Here is a 22,367-nt window from a genome sequence, read left to right as displayed (position 1 = left end):
TGCTGCCGGGGAATCTTCCATGACGACATTGCCTGCCACCATCCTGCTGCTGGGGAGCGGTGAACTGGGCAAGGAGGTAGCCATCGCAGCCCAGCGCTTGGGCTGCCGAGTGATCGCCTGCGATCGCTACGCCGACGCACCAGCCATGCAGGTGGCGGATGTGTCGGAGGTGCTGGCGATGACCGACAAAGAAGCGCTGCTGAAGGTGGTGCGACGGCACAGGCCCACGGTTGTGATCCCTGAAATCGAAGCACTGGCGGTGAATGCCCTTGCTGAACTGGAGGATGAGGGAATCACGGTGATTCCAACTGCGCGTGCGACGGCAGTCACCATGAATCGCGACCGCATCCGAGATCTGGCAGCAGGTGAACTGGCCTTGCGCACAGCGCGCTTCGCCTACGCCTTCAGTGCTGAAGAACTGCAGGCTGAAGCCCCTGCCCTCGGCTGGCCTGTGGTGGTGAAACCGGTGATGAGCTCCTCCGGCAAAGGCCAGAGCGTTGTGGATGAACCGGAGGGACTGAATGAGGCCTGGGAGGCAGCCATGGCCAATGCCCGGGGGACGTCCACCCACGTGATTGTGGAGGAATTCCTGCGCTTCGATCTGGAGATCACCCTTCTCACCATCCGTCAGAAGGATGGCTCCACAGTGTTCTGCCCGCCCATCGGACATAAACAGGCCCGCGGCGATTACCAATGCAGTTGGCAACCAGCTGCTCTCAGCGACAAACAGCTGAATGAGGCCAAAGCCATGGCGCGCACTGTGACAGACAACCTCGGAGGCGCCGGACTGTTCGGTGTGGAATTCTTTCTCTGTGGAGATGAAGTGATTTTCTCAGAGCTGTCGCCCCGCCCCCATGACACCGGCCTGGTGACCTTGATCAGCCAAAACCTCAACGAATTCGAACTGCACCTGCGCGCAGTTCTGGGGCTGCCGATCCCGACGATCCGTTGCGCCGATGCCGCGGCCAGCCGCGTCATCTTGGCCGACAGTCACGGCAGCCGAGTGACCTACAGCGGCATGGAGGAGGCCCTCAAAGAAAGCGAAACCAGTGTGTTTCTGTTCGGCAAACGTGACGCCCGACCGGGACGGCGGATGGGAGTGGCGTTAGCCCGAGGCGAGCATCAGGCCGAGGCCCGTGCCAAAGCAGACCGCAGTGCTGCAGCCGTACGCCTTCAGATCGAAGACTGATCCGCACGAGAACGTGCACTGAGAAAGCGGTAGTGCTGGAGTCCTTCCAGGACACCAGATAAACGTGCTCGATCGGCGAAGTACACCCTCTGCAGCTGGCGGCAGCCGTCGAGGCAGGGGTCATGATCCGAGGGAATCACCGCGGCAGGGAGGCCTTGAACCAACTCAAGATCCCCCTGCTGACTGGCGACAACCAGAAACCGGTCCAATGGCAGAGACCAACGCAGGGAAAGAAAACGGATGGCTTCGCTGCGGGACGCCCGAAGCGGAAGCACATCCAGAAACCAATGGCAGCGAAGGTTGGGACGGGCCGCTTGATGCTGCTGCCGAAGACGCTGACGGATCAAAGGAAGCACGGAAGGTCCTGGCTGCCTGAGCAGGTAACTGACCTTGAAAGGACCTTGATGGTCATCGGCCTGCAGCGTGATGTGATCCCCTAAATCGGCCAGCGCCTGCTCCACACCCTCACGCTGCCAGTCCACACCGATCTCAGCGGCCCAGAGACGATCGGACTGATCCTCCTGGCCGTAGTGAATCTCTGTTCCGGCCTGGGTGATCCAGACGCATGGATCCGATAGCTGCAATTCGGTGAATCGCTGCCTGGCGGCCGCCAGGGACCGACCGGTGATGATGCCAAGCCCGGGCCTAATGGACCGCTCAGCAGATGCTGTGAGCTGATGACGCAGAGCCTGCAATGGCTCAGCGTCGGGTTGTTCGAGGCTGCTGTCGAGGTCGAGCAGGAGCAAGCGATCACCCAAAGGGTTGGCTTGAGCAACAGAGCGGTCAAGCAGCTTCACCGACGCAGCAGAGGGGCTGAGACGCCCCTGCATTAACGCCAGATAACTACAGACATGTGCGTCCCAGCTGTAGTGACGACTGACGGCTTCCACCCCATTGTCACTCCAGCGCCGCCAGCGTCCGGGATCTGATCCAGCACGTTCGAGGCCATCCTGCAGGGACTCGCGGTCAGTGACATCCACCAGCAGCCCGTTCTCGCAACGACGGTGAATATCGCGGGGACCTCCGTCATCTGTAGCCACCATGGGCAGCCCGGAGGCAGCGGCCTCCAAAAGCGTCAGGCCAAACGGTTCGGTTAGGGCTGGATTCACGAACAGCCCTTTGCGCTCGGCAGCCCAGCGATAAATCGCCGGCACCTGATCACGGCGATGGTGCTTGGGATACGCAACCGATCCATAGAGGTCATAACGATCCACCAGATCGAAGATCTGCTGAAACACTTCCCGCTGCTGCCGATCCATCTGGCGGGAGTCATCCCGATTCCCCAGCACGAGAAGGAGATTGTGACGCTCTCGCAGAACCGAGGACCGACCGTAGGCCTCAACCAGTGCCGGGATGTTCTTGCGGCGATCAGCCCGGCAGATGGCCAGAAGCGGGGGGCGCTGCGGCTCTCTCAGAAAGGACTGCACCATGGCCGAAACATCCGCTGATTCCTGCCGCGTGCTGCAGGGATGAAACCGTCGTGCATCCACACCCGGAGGAATCACATCAGCGCGACCCACTTCAAAACGCCCATAACGGGAATATTGATGATCTCGCTCCTGACGGGTGCTGGTGATCACCAGATCCGCGTGGGCAAGCGCCAGTTCCTCCGCATCAATGCGACGACTGATGGAGTAGGTCTGCTCGATTTGCTCACGATCACCGCCTGCTGCAAGCAGACGGCGCAACTTTTCGCGTCCCAGGGAGTGACCGGTAAACACCAGGGGCAAGCCGAGACGTCGACTCACCAAGGCCCCGACATATCCGGCATCGGCGTAATGGGCATGAATCCAGTCCGGACGCTGATCCGCAGCTTGCAGCTGAAGCACCAGCTGATCCGCCAGCTCATCGAGATGGGGCCAAAGCTGCTCCTTACGCAGATAGCGTTTTGGACCAAAACTGAAGCGGCGAATGCTCGCCCCGGGAGCAATCGATTCCTCAGGCCGGGCGTAATCCGCAGACACGCGACGGTCCTGAATCAAACGAGTGACCACTTCGACGTGATCAACCTCAGCGCGAGACGCGAGACTTCGAACAAGTTCGAGAACATAAAGGGTCTGACCACCCGTGTCAGCATCCCGTCCAAGCTCCAGATCATGGGAACGGAACAGACCATGGAGATGAAGATGAAGAAGATTCAGTCCCATATCCATCCTCCGCAGCAGACAGGAAAGAGCCCTGACGGACTGATCAATGGATAAGGGGTTTAACCAACAACAAAGATGAAAATAATCTGAGAAAGTGCACGGATCACTGACTCAAATCAGGCCATAAGCCTGTGCTGAAAAGGAATTTGCGCGAATTAAATCAAAACGACGATCACTTCAAGTATCGAAATACCAACAGGCATAGTTTGTGGTAAGAAGATGCTCAGAATTGACCGCTGACATCCACAAGTCGTCGATCAGGGTGGCCCCAGCGACCTTCCTCAAAGGTGGGCGAGGACGTGACCTGCAACTGTTGATTGATCCAGGCCAGAAGTAAAGGGCCGATTACCGCCTGCAGAGCCTGCCCGCGGAAACTGCGCAAATTGAAATGGGTTCCACTATCGACAAGCACCAGGCGATGGCCAAGTCGGGCTGCCTGCGTGTCACGCATGGGGAACACAGCTTCCGGGCCTGAAGGAACAATCCAGTCACGCGTTCCACTGATCAACAAAATCTTCGGGCGAGAGGATCGAGTCGGATCCGCCCGGTCCAGCGACTTGTCTGGATCGAACAGAAGCCGCAGGGGAGGACTCACCGCCACAACCGTCTTCACCCTTGCATCGGCAACGCCTGCTTTGTTGATCCCCGAGAGCCAACTGCACTGCAAAACCCAACTGATGTTGCGCTCAGGATTCTTGAGATCGCTGCAACGGGCTTTCAACTTCTGATCCGTTGGACTACCACCCGCCAACTGGAGCGTCGTCGTGCCTCCCCAGGAATGGCCGACCACGGCCACGTCTTTGGTGTTGAGGTCCCGATCAGCGAGAACCCGACCTTTCTCGACAGCCGTCAGCAGCGCTGACACATCCAGAGGACGCAAACGCAGCTCCTCGGGACCCGGTGGCGGCTGATCACCCGCGAGCATCGCCCTCTGCTGATTGAAATTGCTGCCTGGATGGTCCGGCAGCAGAACGACGTAGCCATTGGCAGCGAGAACCTCGGCCCAGCCTTCAAACGACTCCGGGTCATCCCAGAGACCATGGGAAATGACCACCAGCCGTTGGTTTCCCGCACCCTGTGGCTTCACAACGAGAACGCCCAGAGGCTCCTGACGGTGCTGCACAGACACGCGGATGATTTCTCGACTCGTAGTCTCAACACGCAGAGACTCGAAAACCTCAGACGACACCTGGGCAGCAGAGCCCACCTTCACAAGCTCCAGGCCGTCTTTTTGATTGGCCATCAAGCGGTTCACCGCCTCTCCAAGCTTGGAGAGATCGATGGAAGCCTCCTCTCCAGGCAGTTGATGAAGGAAGCCGAGAAGATTGTCCTGACCGTTGTCGTAAGCGCGAATCAACGCCTTTGTCAGCATCGATCCACTGGTATCGGTGGGAACGCCCTCGAGATTGACGATGTAAGCGGCCGCCTTGAGTGCCTGCTCCAGCAAGGGCTGGCCGGTCGATCCTTCCAGAAGCCCTCGCAGCTCAATCGGTAACGGAGTCAGAAAAATCTTCTGAAGAAGAGCGAGCAATCGACCATCCGAAGCCGATTCCAGATCAGCAAGATCCGGACTGGATTGAATGACCTCTGCAACGGACCGCCCTTCGCCCAAATTGATCGTGAAATCCACATCAAGAACAGGCAGGCGCAGCACGAGCCGCTCCAATGCAACAGCTGGAGACCCAGTGAGGAGAACAGCGGCGCTGGCCGCGGCCGCCGCAATGATGGAGCGAATGCGGGACATCAGGCGGCGAGGGGAACGTCAACTTCAGAGGGATGCTGCTCGAGAACCTTGGCCAGATAACGACCCGTGTGACTGGTTGGATGCTGGGCCACCTCTTCAGGAGTTCCGCAAGCCACGATCTGTCCCCCTTTGTCACCCCCTTCCGGACCGAGGTCGATCAACCAGTCCGAACAACGGATCACATCCAGATTGTGCTCAATGCAGATGATGGAATTGCCCTTATCCACCAAACGCTGCATCACATCCATCAGCTTGTGGACGTCATAGAAGCTGAGGCCCGTGGTGGGCTCATCGATCAGATAAAGCGTCTTGCCCGTGGCACGTTTGGACAGTTCAGTCGCCAACTTCACCCGCTGGGCTTCACCGCCAGACAAGGTGGGTGCAGGCTGACCCAATTTCACGTAACCGAGACCGACATCGACGAGCGTGCGCAAGCGATCCGCCGCCTGAGGAATCGCTGAAAACACCTCCGCTGCCTGTTCCACCGTCATCTGCAGAACATCAGCAATCGTGAAGCCCTTGTAGGTGACCTGAAGGGTCTCGCGGTTGAAGCGAGCTCCCTTGCAAACGTCACACTGCACATACACGTCCGGGAGGAAATTCATCTCAATCACATTCACCCCTTGACCTCGGCAGGCCTCACAACGCCCTCCCTTCACGTTGAAGCTGAATTGACCGACCTGGTAACCACGGGCCTTGGCCTCAACCGTGGCGGCAAACACCTGACGGATCGGATCGAAAGCTCCGGTGTAGGTAGCTGGATTGGAGCGGGGGGTGCGGCCGATCGGTGACTGATCGATCACGATCACCTTGTCGATCGATTTAATGCCCCGAAGTTCACCAAGGCCATTGGGAAACGGCACCTTGTGACCGAGACCATGCTCCAGGGCAGGGTGCAGCAATTCATTGACCAAAGTGCTCTTTCCACTACCGCTCACCCCAGTGACCGACACCAGTCGACCCAGCGGAAATTCAACACTCAGATCGGTGAGATTGTTGCGAGCACAGTTGAGAAGCTTGAGGCTGCGCGTGCCGGCCGAACGCCGCTCGGAGGGTGTAGGAATGCTGCGACGGCCGCTGAGATAAGCACCGGTTAGCGATTCTTCAGCACTCAGAAGATCCTCGAGGGACCCCTCAGCCACGATGTGACCACCATGGACACCGGCTCCGGGTCCGATGTCCACCAGATGATCCGCGGCACGAATGGTGTCTTCGTCGTGCTCCACCACCACCAACGTGTTTCCGAGATCTCGCAGACGTTCGAGGGTGGCCAGCAAGCGGTCGTTGTCGCGCTGGTGGAGACCGATGCTCGGTTCATCGAGCACATAAAGAACACCGGTGAGTCCTGCGCCGATCTGAGTAGCGAGACGGATGCGCTGGGCCTCTCCACCGGAGAGGGTCATCGCTGGCCTGTCGAGGCTGAGGTAATCCAGCCCCACGTCGAGGAGAAAACGCAGACGCATACGGATCTCGCGCAGCACCAGGTCACCGATCTGAATCTGGCGATCCGTGAGCAACGGTTCACTGGCTTCGAAAGCCCCCACACCCATCAGCCGCTCAATGCGCTCAAGGGTCTGACCAACACTGACGGCGGTGAGTTCCGTGATTCGGTAAGGCCCGACCCGAACAGATAAGGCCTCGGGCCGCAACCGTTGACCAGCACAGCTTGCACAAGGCACCAGTTCCAAATATTTCTCCAGCTTCTGGCGCATGGCCTCACCGCTGGCATCGCGTAACTGACGCTCAAGAATCGGCAAGATGCCTTCGAAAGGCCTCTCATACCCGGGCTTACCGTTGCGATAGCGAGTATCCGCCTGAATCAGAATCGGATCCCGACTTCCATTTAGCAACACGTCTTGCTGCTCTTCAGTGAGGTCCTTCCATGGAGTTTTGATTTCAAATCCGAATGCCTCTCCTACTGAATAGAGCAGAGAGAAGTAATAGGAATTGTCTTTTTCTGCCCAGGGTGCAACGGCTGCATACACGGGCAGAGAAAGATCAGGGATGACTCGCTCTGCTGTGAACTTGCGCAGATGCCCAATGCCATGACAAGCCTCACAGGCTCCGTAAGGACTGTTGAACGAAAACAGTCGTGGTGACAGTTCTTCCATCACGGCCCCATGCTCAGGACACGCGAAGTTTTCAGAATAAAGACGCTCCCGCTCCACACCCTCGGGAAGCTCCTCCTCCTTCTTGGGAACCACCTCAACGATGGCAAGACCATCGCCGCGTTTCAGCGCCGTTCTCAGGGAATCCGTGAGTCGCTCCTGAATGCCATCACGGGCCACCAAGCGATCTACCACCACCTCAATGCTGTGCTGATGGTTCTTGTCGAGCTCAATATTGTCGCCAAGCTCCCGCACTTCGCCGTCGATGCGCACACGAGCGAATCCCTCAGCCGCAAGACCACTGATCAGCTTGCTGTGGGTGCCCTTTTTGCCTCGGACCAGCGGCGTCAGCAGCTGGTAGCGGGTGCCTTCAGGAAGCGTGAGGATCTGATCGACCATTTCATCGATGGTCTGAGGCCGAATCGCCCGATCACATTGTGGACAGTGAGGTTCTCCGGCCCGACCGAAGAGAAGTCTGAGGTAGTCCTGAATTTCTGTAACCGTTCCCACTGTGGAACGGGGGTTGTGACTCGTGGATTTCTGATCAATCGAAATTGCCGGTGAAAGCCCTTCGATGGCATCCACATCCGGCTTGTCCACCTGACCCAGAAACTGGCGGGCATAGGCCGACAGACTCTCGACATATCGGCGCTGACCCTCAGCAAAAATCGTGTCGAATGCAAGGGAGCTCTTGCCGCTGCCACTCACACCGGTGAACACCACCATCTTGTTGCGGGGGATGGTGACATCGACATTCTTGAGATTGTGCTGACGGGCACCACGCACCCGAATCACATCCTCAAGGGTTCCACCACTGAGATTGACGGGCCTGGAACCCGACGGGGCCTTGGGTTTGGGAGCAGGACGCCCCATAGGGAGGAACCTCGGCAGCATCGGATTCTACGAAGATCGAATCGGATTCAGGCCACGTTCTGATCCAAAAGGCTGGCTGCATAGGCCTGAGCCTCTTCTCGGTCGCCGCCGGCCAGTTCCGCCAGCTCCCGCTGGCGCTCCTGAGTGTCCCGCAGGTGGGACACTCGTGATCGGGTGATTCCAGCGGAAACGTCCTTGCTGACGCGGAAATGATGGTCAGCAACCGCAGCCACGAGCGGTTGATGGGTCACACAAAACACCTGACGATGGCGTGAAAGGGTGCGCAGCAGATCGGCCATGGCCCCACTGACCCTGCCGCTCACACCGGTGTCGATTTCATCAAAAAGAAGAGTGCTGGATCCATCGACCATGGCCAATGAAGTTTTGAGAGCCAGCAGAAAACGTGACATCTCACCCCCCGAAGCCACCTCCGCCAGTGGAGCCATCGGCTGACCGGGATTGGCCGAAAACAGAAAACAAACAGCATCTGCACCGAATTCCCCGGGGTCGACCGGCTCGATCTTCACTTCAAAGCGCACATTCGCCAGACCCATCGGACGCAGATAGGCCATGAGATCGGTCTGGAGCTGTTGGGCCGCGGCCTGACGTGAGCACGTCAAAGACGCGTTGCTGTGATCGCGAGCCGCGCGGGCTGCCAGCTCCTGCTCCTGCAAACGACGAAGATGCCCATGCGAACCATCAGCCTCCTGGCGTTGTCGCAACGCATCACGCTGCTGGATCAGACCCGCCAGATCCTGACCGTGACGACGCTCCAGTCGCTTAAGCAGCGACAACCGATCCTGAAGAACCGCCAGACGTTCGGGATCGCTGTCTAACGACGTGCCATAACGCTCCAACGAGCGAATCAAATCCTGAACACCAGCTTCGAGATCGAGACAGCGTTCCGTCCAAGGTTGCAGAGAGCTGTCCATGGCCTGCATCGACTGCAATTCGTGGGTGCAGGCAAGGAGATGATCCAGAACCGATGGAGCCTGATCAGCACCGTCTTGCAAACGACCAATCAAAACGGAGACACCCTCCAACAAGCGCACTCCATGCACCAAGCGGTCCTGCTCCAACTCCAACTGAGCAATTTCTTCTGGATCGTCGAGAGAAGCCTGTTCAAGCTCCATGAGCAACGCCTGAAGCTCATCGCGTTGCTGTTCCAGTTGCAGATGGTCCGATTCGGCTCGGTTCAACGCATCAATACATTGCTGCCAGTTGAGCCAGTTGCGTCGCACCTCGACGAGCTCCAACTGCAACTCCGCACCACCGAGACGATCCAACCAGCGACGCTGCTGACCAGGTCGCGCCAGCTCCTGGGTCTGACCTTGCACCGTGAGATCGATCAACAGAGGGCGTAACTCGAGCAACTGTTGCCGGTTGACCACCACTCCATTCAGGCGGGATCGACTGCTGAGACGGTCGTCCTGCCGACGCCATTCGCGCGTGACCACCAGCTCAGGCTCTCCATCATCGAGCTGATGGCGTTTGAGCCAACGCTGTCCACTGTCTCCAACCCGGAAACTGGCTTCGATCAGAGCCCGATCGCAACCGGTGCGCAGCAGTCGCGATGCAGCGGTTGCCTGCATGCCGCCAAGCACGGCATCGAGGGCATCGAGAAGGATGGATTTACCAGCGCCGGTCTCGCCGGTGAGCACGGAAAAACCCTGATCAAACGCCAGATCCAGGCTGTCGATCAATGCGATGTTTTGGAGTCGCAAACCGGTGAGCACGGCAAGCCCCGGTGGTCGTGCCGACCGTAGCGGCGGCTCAGCTCGTTTAGAAGGGGTGTGAACCTGGCAACTCGGCCCGTGGCCCCACAGGAACTTGGAGATTTCATCGAAGCCTCGGGTCTACTCACCTACGACCCTGCAGCGATTACCCGTATCTATGCCGGTCACCCGCAGCGTCTGCTGAAGCGTCTCTGGCAAACCCTTGTGCCCATCGGCCTGTTTCTACTGGGCGTCGGTACCGACAAAGTGCTCGGGCTACTGAACGATCAACAGCGTGCGCGCGCTCGGGCAAGGGAATTTGCAAACCTGCTGGTGGATCTGGGCCCCGCCTTCATCAAAGCGGGCCAGGCGTTGTCCACACGACCGGACATCATTCCTCCTGTTCTGCTGGAGGAACTCGCCCAGCTGCAGGATCAACTTCCAGGTTTCGATAGCGCCTTGGCCATGGCCTGCATCGAGGACGATCTCGGAGCGCCGGTGGATGACATCTATGAATCCCTTGAACGGGAGCCGATTTCCGCGGCATCACTCGGACAAGTGCATCGGGGAGTACTGAAAAACGGCCAACGGGTGGCCGTGAAGGTGCAGCGACCAGGCCTTCGCGAGCAGATCACTCTTGATCTCTACATCGTGCGCAATATCGCTGCCTGGTTGAACACCAACGTCGGTCTGATCCGCAGTGATCTCGTAGCCCTCATTGATGAGCTGGGGCGCCGAGTCTTCGAGGAGATGGACTACCTGAATGAGGCCAGTAACGCCGAACGATTCAGCGAACTGCATCGGCATAACCCACGCATCGCCGTTCCCCTGATCTTCAAGGAAGCCACCAGCCGCCGCGTGCTCACGATGGAATGGATTGATGGGGTGAAGCTCACCAATCTCGAAGCGGTACGCCAGCTGGGTATCGATCCCGATGACATGGTGGAGGTGGGCGTGAGCTGCAGCCTCCAGCAACTTCTGGAGCATGGCTTCTTCCATGCCGATCCCCACCCCGGCAACCTGCTTGCCCTTGAGGACGGCCGGCTCTGTTACCTCGATTTCGGGATGATGAGCGAAGTAACCAGGGAATCACGCACCGGACTGATCCAGGCCGTGGTGCACCTTGTGAACCGCAATTTCGGAAAGCTCTCGAAGGATTTCGTCAGCCTTGGATTCCTTGCAGAGGATGTGAACCTCGAACCGATCGTTCCTGCCTTTGAAACTGTGTTCAGCCAGGCTCTAGAAGCCGGTGTGAGCCGGATGGATTTCAAAGCAGTCACCGACGACCTCTCGGGGGTGATGTACAAATTCCCCTTCAGGGTTCCGCCCTATTACGCACTGATCATCCGTTCTCTGGTCACCCTCGAAGGCATCGCCCTCAGCGTGGATCCGGACTTCAAAATTCTCGGTGCCGCCTACCCTTATTTCGCGAGGCGACTGATGGAAGATCCCGATCCACAACTGCGATTGAGTCTTCGGGAGATGCTGTTCGATGGCGACATCTTCCGTTGGACCCGTCTTGAAAATCTGGTTGCCAGCGCCGCAAGCCAGGATCAACTCGATCTAGACACGCTTCTGGATCAGGTTCTCGACTTCCTTTTCTCACCCAATGGAGGGATGCTGCGCCGTCAGCTGGTGGATGCCATCGCTGATCGCCTCGATGCCTTGAGCTGGATGACCCTGCAACGCATCGGACGACGCCTGCCACGCCCGTTGCAACCGCCCTTGCTTCTGGAGGCAAGCGACAGCTTCGACCAGAGCACCTACCTCGATCTTGAGCCGATCAGGCAACTGATCGCCGTTCTGCAGCAACTGCCTGGTTTCAGTCCTGATCTCGTGTTCAGCCGTCTGCCCCGTCTGATCCGTGAACCGGATGCAAGACGAATGGGAGTGGAGCTGGCCCAGGGTTTAGCCGAACGAGGAGTTGTCCGTCTGGTGAAGGCAGCCGCTGGGGTCTCCCCCTAAATTCCAAACGCTGAGACTCCGCAATGCCCGCACATTCACGTCTGCGTCACTACGCACTGGCTACGGGCTCAGCCCTGGCTTTCACACTGCTGAACTGTTTTCAACCTCTGAACGCCGCGGAAGATATTGCTCTGGTGAGCGGTGCCTTCATCCGATCCATCAGCGTGGCCGATCTCGAATACCTGGCTGAAACCGGCAAAGCCCGCGGGTTGCTCTCCGATCTTCTGCGCCTGGGTCAGCAGAACCCAGAAAACGTCGCCAAATTGTTGAATCAGGAATTGGACGTTCCGCTGGTGCTCACCAGCCGTCTGATGTCCACCAAGATCGGCGATGTGATCCTCAGGCGCGTCGCCCAAATCATTTACCCACTGCGTGTTCCAGAGCCTTCGGTGAGTGTTCCAGCGTTGCGAGCCGGAGTGATCAACGGTCTGCAGATTGGAGACGGTGGCCTCAACATGATCAAGTTCTTGGAGGCCTATCCCGCGGACGTGATGGAGATCAATCTTCCTGCCCTCATGGCCGCCATCGAAAAGGCCGAATCGATTGCCGGGCTGGTGAAATTCTTTTCTGACTCCCCTCTGGATGGCCTGAAAGAGAGCGGTCAGTAAACCCGCTGGCGAGTATCGCCACATAGATTCCTCTGGACGAATGCCCTCCGCAGGTGTCAGTAATCAACGCCTTCCGCCGCCGTTTCTCCCCGGCACCAGTCCTCCAAGACTGGCCAGGGCTGATCGAAGCCTATCGGCCTTGGTTACCAGTCACGAAGTCGACCCCAGTGGTCACCCTTCGCGAAGGCGCCACTCCCCTCATCCCAGTGCCATCGGTTGCAGAACGCATAGGCCGCGATGTGAAGGTGTTCGTCAAATATGACGGCCTGAACCCCACGGGGTCCTTCAAGGACAGGGGCATGACCATGGCCATCAGCAAAGCGAAAGAAGCCCATTGCGAGGCCGTGATTTGTGCCAGCACTGGTAACACTTCAGCCGCTGCTGCTGCTTACGCACGCCGCGCCGGCATGCGGGCCTTCGTGCTGATCCCCGACGGATACGTGGCCCAAGGAAAGCTGGCTCAGGCCCTCGTGTACGGCGCAGAAGTTCTGGCCATCCGCGGAAATTTCGACCGAGCTCTGGACATCGTCCGCGAGGTGTCTGATCAGTTCCCGGTCACCCTGGTGAACTCCGTGAATCCCTACCGCCTGCAGGGACAGAAAACAGCGGCCTTTGAGGTGATCGATGCGCTGGGCGATGCACCTGACTGGCTTTGCATTCCCATGGGCAACGCAGGCAACATCACGGCCTATTGGATGGGCTTCCAGGAGTACAACCAGGCAGGGCGCAGCCGCAAGCTCCCCAGAATGATGGGCTTCCAAGCCAGTGGCTCCGCGCCTCTGGTGAACAACACCACGGTGACGGACCCGGACACGATCGCCACAGCCATCCGCATCGGTAACCCTGTGAATCGCGAGAAAGCGATTGCCGCGCGCAAAGCCAGCGATGGTGACTTCCTGGATGTCACCGATGCTGAGATCATTGAGGCTTACAAGCTGCTCGGCGGGCAGGAAGGGGTGTTCTGTGAGCCAGCGAGCGCTGCCTCAGTGGCAGGTCTGCTCAAAAGGAAAGAAGAGGTGCCATCGGGAGCCACGGTGGTGTGCGTGCTCACCGGCAATGGACTGAAAGATCCGGATTGCGCCATTAACAACAATGATGCGGCCTTCCACACCGACCTGGATCCCGATCTAAAGACTGTGGCCCGTGTGATGGGCTTCTGATCCCGATCCAGGGTCATTCACTCGTCAACTGGAGCCATTCCCCCTTATGACAGGGGGTTTTTTATGGGTTGAAGAGACCTCAGCCCCTCCAAATCAGCCGTAACCAGATGAAGAACTGCCTGGGGACATCCAGGCAGAACCTGCCAATCCATGGGGAGAAACATCCTCGAAGTCCACAATCCCAGCACCGGAGAGAATTCCTCAGCCTGTTGAAACAGTGGAGAACGACAAGAGTTCCTCACAGGTCGATCCTATTCCCCCATCCCTGTGCAAAGTGAAACCCAGTGTCCAAACCATGAATGAAGGGTTTTCCACGTTTTCCCCACCCCCTTCTACGGCTGTTCAGTAGTTCTTTTCTAAGAACCTTTTTAATCCAGTAGAACAGGATCGAGAGGCCTTTGCTCACAGCCATTGCACTTCCTGCCCGCCTGTGAAACCTTGGGAGATCTTCTTCTCCAGCTGCGGTTACCAACGCGATGAAACTGGTCTGTTCCCAGACGGAACTCAACACCGCACTTCAGCTGGTCAGTCGGGCCGTGGCGTCCCGTCCCACCCATCCGGTGCTTGCCAATGTGCTGCTCACCGCCGATGCCGGCACGGATCGGCTCAGCTTGACCGGGTTTGACCTCAGCCTAGGCATTCAGACGTCTCTCCCCGCATCCGTAGACACCAGCGGGGCGGTCACGCTTCCCGCCCGCCTCTTCGGGGAGATTGTTTCCCGTCTGTCCAGTGACTCCCCCATCACCTTGGCGACGGATGACACCAGCGAGCAGGTGGAACTGACCAGCCTGAGCGGCAGTTATCAGATGCGTGGCATGCCGGCTGATGATTTCCCCGATCTGCCTTTGGTGGAAAACGGCACAGCGATCAAACTTGATCCTGCTGCGTTGGTTCGAGCACTACGCAGCACCTTGTTTGCGAGCAGTTCCGACGAAGCCAAGCAGCTGCTCACGGGCGTGCATCTGCGCTTCGATCAAACCCGCCTGGAGGCAGCGTCCACGGACGGGCACCGTCTCGCTGTGCTGAGTGTCGACGATGCCCTAAAGGACGCCATCGCTGCTGACGATTCCGCCGAAGCTGATGAGAGCGCAGCCTTGGCTGTCACCCTCCCCGCCCGTTCCCTGCGTGAGGTGGAACGCTTAATGGCCGGCTGGAAAGGCAACGACCCTGTCAGTCTCTTTTTCGAGCGCGGCCAGGTGGTGGTTTTAGCGGCCGATCAGATGGTGACCAGCCGTACGCTTGAAGGCACTTATCCCAACTATCGACAACTGATTCCCGAGTCTTTCAGCCGCACCATCGGTCTGGATCGACGGGCATTCGTTGCCTCTTTAGAGCGCATTGCCGTTCTTGCAGATCAGCACAACAACGTCGTCAGGATCAGCAGTGATCCCTCCAAGGGGCTGATTCAGATCTCTGCCGATGCTCAAGATGTGGGCAGTGGATCTGAGTCTTTGCCTGCCCAGATCGAAGGTGACGAGGTGCAAATTGCCTTCAACGTGCGCTACGTCCTTGATGGCCTCAAGGCCATGGATGGTGATCGCATTGTCCTGTCCTGTAATGCACCGACCACCCCAGCCATCCTCTCTCCGGAGGATGATGGTTCCGGCCTCACCTACCTCGTGATGCCCGTGCAGATTCGCTCCTGAGCCTTGCCCCTGCCCGATCCGTTTCTTCTCAGCGATCTGCTTCGCCATCGCGTGCGTTGCGATCAGGGACTTGATCACGGACCTGGCGTGATGGCTTGGATGCACCCTCCAGTGCATCGTCTTCTGGGTTGGGTTAGCCGTCCCTCAGCTCTGCGCAGCAGTCGAGACGTCTGGAGGTTGGATCAATGCCGCGGCGTGGATGATCAACAGGTGTTTGTGAAAGGGCTCCCGGCGGAGACCGATCAGACGACTCTGGATCGCCTGCCCACGCTTTTGGATGCGGATCTCCTCGATCGGGATGGTCAGCGGATGGGGCAGGTTGCCGATCTCGCGTTTGTTCCCACGACCGGTGAGATTCTTTATTACCTCGTCGCCCGCAGCGATCCAAGGCTTCCTGGGAGCAGCCGTTGGCGTCTCAGCCCCGATCGCATCGTCGATCAGCAACCCGGACGGGTCTTCACGGCCCTTCAGGACCTGGATGATCTTCCTCAGGCTCGCGCCAGTGTCCGTCAGGATCTCGTGCGTCGGTCTCGTCACTGGCGTGAGCAGCTCCAGCAGTTGGGTGATCGCGCTGGAGAACGGCTCGAAGGCTGGCTGGAGGAACCGCCTTGGGATGAGCCGACACGGCGTGATGCCCGCAACGATGAATGGTCCGAGTCACGGTCAAGCCCTTCGGACTCACGCGAAGCCTGGGATGATGAGGACTGGTCTGATCCCGGTGAGCTTCGCAGGGATCAATCCCGTTCTGCGCACGACGAAGACCCCTGGATTTGAATGCGGATGGTCTGCAGGCCGTCGGCAACACTGGGGAGAGATGAACGGTTGGCTGTGACTCAGTCCCCTTCAGTAGAAGGTTCCTTTGATGTGGCCTCAGCACTGCGCCAGGAAGGGCTGACGCAGCAGGATTACGGCGAAATTCAGCGACGACTCGGGCGAGATCCCAACAGGGCGGAGTTGGGAATGTTCGGTGTGATGTGGTCCGAGCATTGCTGTTACCGCAATTCCAGGCCACTCCTGCGTGGTTTTCCCACGGAAGGACCGCGCATCCTGGTTGGCCCCGGCGAGAATGCTGGAGTGGTGGATCTGGGGGAGGGACACCGCCTGGCTTTCAAGATTGAAAGTCATAACCATCCTTCGGCGGTGGAGCCCTTTCAAGGTGCCGCAACAGGAGTTGGAGGCATCCTTCGGGACATTTTCACCATGGGAGCCCGACCGATCGCTTTGCTGAATGCCCTGCGTTTCGGTCCCCTCGATGAACCCATCACCCACGGATTGGTGGAAGGTGTTGTGGCGGGGATCTCCCATTACGGCAATTGCGTCGGAGTGCCGACCGTGGGTGGGGAAGTTGCGTTCGACCCTGCTTATCGCGGCAACCCCCTGGTGAATGCCATGGCTCTGGGCCTGATGGAAACGGAAGACATCGTGAAATCGGGGGCGTCCGGTGTTGGCAATCCTGTGGTGTATGTAGGCAGCACCACGGGCCGCGACGGGATGGGGGGTGCCAGCTTCGCCAGTGCCGAACTCAGCGCCGATTCCTTGGATGATCGCCCTGCGGTTCAGGTGGGCGATCCCTTTCTTGAAAAGGGACTGATTGAGGCTTGCCTCGAAGCCTTCCAGAGCGGGGATGTGGTGGCCGCCCAGGACATGGGGGCTGCGGGACTCACCTGCAGCTGCTCAGAGATGGCCGCCAAAGGGAATGTGGGGGTTGAGCTGGATCTCGACAGGGTTCCAGCCCGTGAACAGGGCATGACTGCGTACGAGTTCCTGCTGTCTGAATCGCAGGAGCGGATGCTGTTTGTGGTGAAGGCCGGTCGTGAGGAGGCGTTGATGCAGCGTTTCCGCCGCTGGGGCTTGCAGGCGGCCGTTGTGGGTCAGGTTCTCGCGGAGCCTGTTGTACGTGTGCTTCAGCATGGATCGGTGGCTGCTGAGGTTCCTGCCCGGGCTCTTGCGGAAGACACTCCCATCAATCAGCACACCTTGATCTCTGAGCCTCCAGAGGACATCCAAAAGCATTGGTGCTGGTCTGAGACTGATCTTCCGCAAGTTCCCAGCGATCACGACTGGGGAGCGGATCTGCTGGCTCTCCTTGATGACCCCACCATCGCCAGCAAACGCTGGGTCTATCGCCAATACGACCAGCAGGTGCTCGCTAATACCGTTGTGCCCGCTGGTGGAGCGGATGCTGCTGTGGTGCGGCTCAGACCTCAGCAAGGGGATGGAGCGCTTCGGGGGTCCAACCGAGGGGTAGCGGCCACGGTCGACTGTCCCAATCGTTGGGTGGCTCTGGACCCTGAACGTGGGGCGATGGCCGCCGTCGCGGAGGCTGCCCGCAATCTCAGTTGCGTTGGGGCTGTCCCGGTGGCTGTCACCGACAACCTCAATTTTCCGTCTCCAGAAACGTCAAAGGGCTACTGGCAATTGGCGATGGCCTGCCGAGGGCTGTCGGAGGGCTGTCGGGTGCTGGGCACCCCAGTGACCGGGGGGAATGTGTCGCTTTACAACGAGACCCGCGCCGACGATGGCAGCCTGCAACCGATACATCCCACGCCCGTTGTGGGCATGGTGGGACTGGTTGAGGATCTTCGCCTGGTGGGTGGTTTGGCCTGGCGTCAACCGGGCGATGCCGTTGTGCTTCTTGGGGTTTCCACTGATGAACGCCAGGACGACCGGGTCGGATTGGCCGGCAGCAGCTATCAGGGGGTGATCCATGGTCTGTTGACCGGCAGACCTCCGAAGGTTGACCTTGATCTGGAGCTGCGCGTTCAGGCTCTGGTTCGGCAGGCTCTGGCTCAAGGGCTGCTCGCGTCTGCCCACGACAGCAGTGATGGTGGACTGGCTGTTGCTTTGGCTGAATGTTCGATCGCTTCGGGCCTCGGTGTGGATGGGTCGTTGCCTGGTGATGGCGTGCGTCCGGAGCGGAGTCTTTTTGCTGAAGGAGGAGCCCGCATTCTCGTGTCCGTGCGGGCAGAGTGCCTGGACGCCTGGATGTCGCTGCTGGCCTCTGATGCCCATGTTGGTGTTCCGGTGACCACTCTCGGAGCCGTTGCGGATCACGGACGCTTCCGACTCTCCCTGGGATCAAACCCGGTGCTGGATCAGGCGGTGCAAACACTGACGGAGTGTTTTGAGCAGGCTCTCCCCCGTCGGCTGGGAACAGCGTGATGCAGAATTCTGAAGGAAATCCGAAGTCGAGGCGGAGCGTGCATCAGCTCGAGGCGGAGCGTCCCGATCGGATGGAGGAAGCCTGCGGTGTGTTCGCCGTTCAGGCTTCCGAGCAACCGGTGGCCAACCTGGCTTATTTCGGTCTGTATGCACTGCAGCATCGCGGCCAAGAATCCGCAGGCATCGCTGTGTTTAACCAGGGAAAGGTTCGTCTTCATAAAGACATGGGCCTGGTCAGTCAGGTGTTCGATCAAGACGTGCTTGCCCGGATGCCCGGTGATCTCGCCATTGGCCATAACCGTTATTCCACAACTGGCAGCAGCAGGGTCTGCAATGCCCAGCCGGTGGTTCTGATGACTCGCCTTGGTCCCTTCGCGCTGGCCCACAACGGCAATCTGGTCAATGCCGCTGAATTGCGGGAACGCATTGATGATGGAGAGGTTGAATTCACCTCCACCACTGATTCCGAGCTGATTGCCTTCGCCCTTCAGCAGGCTGTTGATCGTGGGCTCGACTGGAAGGCTGCGATCACGTCTGCGGTGTCGCTCTGCCAGGGGGCCTTCAGTCTGGTGATCGGCACTCCGGAAGCGCTTTATGGCCTGCGCGACGGCTACGGCATCCGACCGTTGGTGTTCGGTTCTCTTGGTGAGGATTCCAGTGGGCAGTGGGTTCTCAGCAGTGAAACCTGTGGGCTCGACATCATCGGGGCTTCCTTCGTTGACGATGTGCAGCCCGGTGAGCTCGTGACCTTCCTTCCCGGTGATCCAACCCCCCAGAGGGAGTGCTGGATTGAGCCCACCACGCGCATGTGCGTGTTCGAGATGATCTATTTCGCCAGGCCGGACAGTCGGTTTTTCGGAGAATCGTTGTACAGCTATCGCCAGCGTATCGGTCAGATTCTTGCCAGGGAATCGGCAGTGGAGGCTGATCTCGTGATCGGCGTGCCTGATTCAGGGATTCCTGCTGCGATCGGATACTCCCAGGCCACGGGACTGCCCTACGCCGATGGCCTGATCAAGAACCGTTACGTCGGTCGCACCTTCATCCAGCCCACCCAAGCGATGCGCGAAGCCGGCATCCGGGTGAAGCTCAATCCCCTCCCTGATGTGCTCAACGGAAAGCGCGTCGTGGTGATCGATGATTCGATTGTGCGTGGAACAACCAGTCGCAAGCTTGTTCAGGCTCTTCGCGATGCTGGAGCCAAGGAGGTGCACATGCGTATCAGCTCACCACCGTCACCCATCCCTGCTTTTACGGCATTGATACCGATACCCAGGATCAACTGATCGCTGCTCGCTACACCCTGGAGGAAATTGAAGCCCATCTCAAGGTTGATTCACTGGCTTATCTCAGTCAGGCAGGAATGTTGGAAGCGGCTGGAGCCGATGCCAAACACTTTTGCACCGCCTGTTTTGATGGTGATTACCCCGTGCCGATGGATGAATCCATCAGATCCAGCAAGCTGATGCTGGAACCTGCCGGTGTGGCTGCCAACCTGAGTTGAGATCAGTTCAGAAGTGGAACAATGCGTTCGAGTGTTTCTCCGGATTTGAGCGTTAGATCATTCGGTTCACGCGTGAGCAGACGGCCATGACGGCCTGAAGAGGTGACGATGCCGACCAGTCCGGAGCCGACGCAGGCAGCACAAAGTCGATCCTCCCCTTCGTTTCCATCCTGTTCGGGTTGCCAACCGATCACACCCAAATCCCCCCTTTGGCAAAGGCGCACAGTGTCGAGAGACAGCGGTTTGATCCTGCCGTGACGGCTGAACAGCAGCAGCGGGTCCTGTTGTTCGGGGTCTGTCGCGACGGCCGCGATCAATGTTTCTCCGGGTAGCAGGCGCATGGTGACTGGGCCTTGAGCCAGCTTTCCCATCGAGGGAAGATTGTTTTCCGTGACTGGGAGAGGCAAGACGCGACCGAGATCACTGATCAGAGACAGAGTCCCTCCTTCCCGGCAGATCACTGCGGTTTTGAGTTCAACGCCCTCCTTGAGCTTCACCACACTGGCTGCCCGTCCGGAGAGGTCCAGAAGTTCTTGCATCGGCAGCCGTTTGAAACGGCCGTCACTGCTCAGAAGTCCGAGCGATGAGACCGCTGCCTTGTTGCTGTCGGCATCGGCGTCGGGCAGCTGCAAGACCGATACAACAGGATCTCCCTGCAGGGCCGTTGGGAGAAATCGTTCCAGGCTTCCGGGTTGCTGCCCTGCGAATTCCCAGCGGATCACTGCAACTCGTCCGCTGGCTGTGACCGCCAGAAGTTTGGCGACCGGTTTGATCGGCAGGATGACCCTTGCTGGGGATGGCTCATCACCCAGTGCCGTTGGCTCATTGAGATGCAGCCGGCCCATCAGTTGAGGACTGATCACCTTTACCTGACCGTCGTCTTGAATCAGGATGCGCGAATCAGGTGGGAGGGCGTCGAGAGCCTGTCGGCGCTGCAGTTCTGCATTGGGGCGCTGGTTGGCAGCCCGTTCTGCCAGGAGATGATCACCCCCTTCCACCAGGCGTGTGCGGCGAGGAGTGGCAAAACGCTTCTTGAGTTGACGCAGTTCCTTGGTGAGCGCATCCAGCAACTGATCGCGGTTGTCCAGAAGTAGTTTCAGGCGCTGGCGTTGGGCCCGTAGCTCTTCCGCTTCCTGCCGGAGGCTCTCCCGCTCCAAACCGGTCAAGCGTCGCAGGGGCATGGCCAGGACTGCGTCGGCCTGACGTTCGCTGAGATCGAGATGCACCATCAGGCTGGCCCTCGCGGCAGCGGCATCCTGTGCCTCCTGAATCATGGCAATCACCCGCTGGAGGGATTGCAGTGCCGTGATCAGACCTTCCACCACCTCGAGACGGTCTTCCGCTTTGCGCAGGGCGTGGGTTGTGCGGCGGATCAGGGTCAGTTCCCGGTAGTCAAGGAACGTCTGCAGAAGCTGGCGCAGGGACAGCTGCTGGGGTTGACCATCCACCAGGGCCAGCATGATGGCCCCGAAATTGCTCTGTAGAGACGTCCGTCGTTGCAGATCTTTCAGAACCGCGTCTGGATCGGCATCTCGGCGAAGTTCCACCACGACGCGCATTCCTTCGCGATCGCTTTCATCTCGGATGTCGGCGATGCCGCCGATTTTGCCGTCATTGACCTGTTCGGCCAGCTTTTCGATCCATCCGGCTTTGCTGAGCTGGTAGGGCAGTTCGGTCACGATCACTGCATTGCGTTTATGACGCCCCTTGCCCAGTTGCACCTCTTCCACATGGGCCACACCGCGCATCGGAATACTTCCGCGCCCGCGCAGGTAGGTGTCCCGAACTCCGCTGCCCAGAAGGACTTCACCACCGGTGGGGAAATCGGGTCCTGGGATCAGCTTGAGCAGCTTGTCATTGCTCAGATCCGGTTCGCGCACTAGGGCAATCAGTCCATCCACCACCTCTCCGAGGTTGTGGGGCGGGATGCTGGTGGCCATGCCCACAGCGATACCTGAACATCCGTTGAGGAGAAGAAAAGGCAGCTGGGCAGGCAGAACAGTGGGTTCCTGCTGGGATCCATCGAAGTTGTTGGCGAAGTCGACGGTGTCATTGCCGATTTCATCCAGAAGGCCTTCATGGGCAATCGGAGCCAGACGGGTCTCCGTGTAGCGCATGGCTGCCGGTGGATCGTCGTCAACCGAGCCGAAATTGCCGTGACCGTCCAGCAGTGGATGACGGCTGGAAAAGGTTTGTACCAGACGAACAAGGGCGTCATAGACCGCTTGATCGCCGTGGGGATGGTATTTGCCCAGAACATCTCCAACCACCCGTGCACATTTGCGGTATGGCCGGTCAGGAGTGAGACCCAGTTCGTGCATCGCGTAGAGGATGCGGCGTTGAACCGGTTTGAGTCCATCGCGGACATCAGGCAGGGCCCTGCCCACGATCACGCTCATGGCGTACTCGAGGTAAGAGCGCTGCATCTCCTGATGCAGGGCAATCGGTTGAACGCGCTCCTCGGCCATCCGGTTTGGAATCAAGAAGGCAGAAGGGGCTCAGCCTACAGATCTTCTTTCGCTTGACCAGCCCAAATCATGCCGAAA

12 protein-coding genes and 1 pseudogene are annotated in these 22,367 nt (G+C 58.9%); 8 read left to right on the top strand and 5 right to left on the bottom strand.

The genetic code is table 11. The annotated features are described in order from the left end of the window. Window positions 1-19 precede the first annotated feature (19 nt). On the top strand, window positions 20-1,189 hold the full coding sequence (gene purT / locus ACLM45_RS09370; protein ID WP_415408951.1) for a formate-dependent phosphoribosylglycinamide formyltransferase: 1,170 nt from the start codon (window positions 20-22) through the stop codon (window positions 1,187-1,189). Here the strand turns inward: purT and ACLM45_RS09365 are convergent. The 4 genes from ACLM45_RS09365 to recN form a co-directional block, all read right to left on the bottom strand. Continuing rightward, a complete protein-coding gene (locus tag ACLM45_RS09365) occupies window positions 1,174-3,354 on the bottom strand; it encodes an HAD family hydrolase (protein WP_415411402.1) in 2,181 nt (726 codons plus the stop codon). The genes purT and ACLM45_RS09365 overlap by 16 nt on opposite strands. Window positions 3,355-3,559: 205 nt before the next feature. Continuing rightward, complete coding sequence (locus ACLM45_RS09360; protein ID WP_415408949.1) at window positions 3,560-5,080, bottom strand: alpha/beta hydrolase family protein; 1,521 nt, start codon at window positions 5,078-5,080, stop codon at window positions 3,560-3,562. Then, window positions 5,080-8,061 carry an excinuclease ABC subunit UvrA gene (uvrA, locus tag ACLM45_RS09355; protein ID WP_415408947.1) on the bottom strand — a complete coding sequence of 994 codons (2,982 nt, stop codon included), beginning with the start codon at window positions 8,059-8,061 and terminating at the stop codon, window positions 5,080-5,082. Before uvrA ends, ACLM45_RS09360 begins: the two co-directional genes overlap by 1 nt. 47 nt (window positions 8,062-8,108) lie before the next feature. Beyond that, window positions 8,109-9,797, bottom strand: coding sequence for a DNA repair protein RecN (gene recN, locus ACLM45_RS09350; protein WP_415408945.1), 1,689 nt, complete (start codon window positions 9,795-9,797; stop codon window positions 8,109-8,111). A 78-nt stretch (window positions 9,798-9,875) separates the two neighbouring features. On the opposite strand from recN, the gene ACLM45_RS09345 reads away from it, so the two are divergent. The 7 genes and pseudogenes from ACLM45_RS09345 to purF all read left to right on the top strand — a co-directional run bounded on the left by ACLM45_RS09345 (window position 9,876) and on the right by purF (window position 19,821). Beyond that, window positions 9,876-11,741, top strand: coding sequence for an ABC1 kinase family protein (locus ACLM45_RS09345; protein ID WP_415408943.1), 1,866 nt, complete (start codon window positions 9,876-9,878; stop codon window positions 11,739-11,741). A gap of 23 nt (window positions 11,742-11,764) precedes the next feature. Beyond that, window positions 11,765-12,349, top strand: a complete 585-nt coding sequence (locus ACLM45_RS09340; RefSeq protein ID WP_415408941.1) for an alpha/beta hydrolase — start codon at window positions 11,765-11,767, stop codon at window positions 12,347-12,349. Window positions 12,350-12,402: 53 nt separating this feature from the next. Continuing rightward, a complete protein-coding gene (gene thrC, locus ACLM45_RS09335; protein ID WP_415408939.1) occupies window positions 12,403-13,509 on the top strand; it encodes a threonine synthase in 1,107 nt (368 codons plus the stop codon). A gap of 476 nt (window positions 13,510-13,985) precedes the next feature. Then, a complete protein-coding gene (gene dnaN / locus ACLM45_RS09330) occupies window positions 13,986-15,155 on the top strand; it encodes a DNA polymerase III subunit beta (protein WP_006042687.1) in 1,170 nt (389 codons plus the stop codon). A 3-nt stretch (window positions 15,156-15,158) separates the two neighbouring features. Continuing rightward, the gene (locus ACLM45_RS09325) at window positions 15,159-15,929 is read left to right on the top strand and encodes an RNA methyltransferase (protein WP_415408937.1); all 771 of its coding nucleotides are present in this window, start codon (window positions 15,159-15,161) and stop codon (window positions 15,927-15,929) included. A gap of 90 nt (window positions 15,930-16,019) precedes the next feature. Then, the gene (purL, locus tag ACLM45_RS09320; protein WP_415411401.1) at window positions 16,020-18,317 is read left to right on the top strand and encodes a phosphoribosylformylglycinamidine synthase subunit PurL; all 2,298 of its coding nucleotides are present in this window, start codon (window positions 16,020-16,022) and stop codon (window positions 18,315-18,317) included. Further along, a pseudogene (gene purF, locus ACLM45_RS09315) lies at window positions 18,317-19,821 on the top strand (amidophosphoribosyltransferase). Before purL ends, purF begins: the two are co-directional and overlap by 1 nt. A gap of 2 nt (window positions 19,822-19,823) precedes the next feature. On the opposite strand, the gene ACLM45_RS09310 reads toward purF, so the two are convergent. After that, complete coding sequence (locus ACLM45_RS09310) at window positions 19,824-22,289, bottom strand: DNA gyrase/topoisomerase IV subunit A (RefSeq protein WP_415408935.1); 2,466 nt, start codon at window positions 22,287-22,289, stop codon at window positions 19,824-19,826. Window positions 22,290-22,367 lie beyond the last annotated feature (78 nt).

The organism is Synechococcus sp. A10-1-5-9 (assembly GCF_047716785.1).
GTDB lineage: Bacteria > Cyanobacteriota > Cyanobacteriia > PCC-6307 > Cyanobiaceae > Synechococcus_C.
The sequence above is the reverse complement of the archived record's forward strand: the minus strand, read 5'-3'. Positions and strand labels throughout refer to the sequence as shown.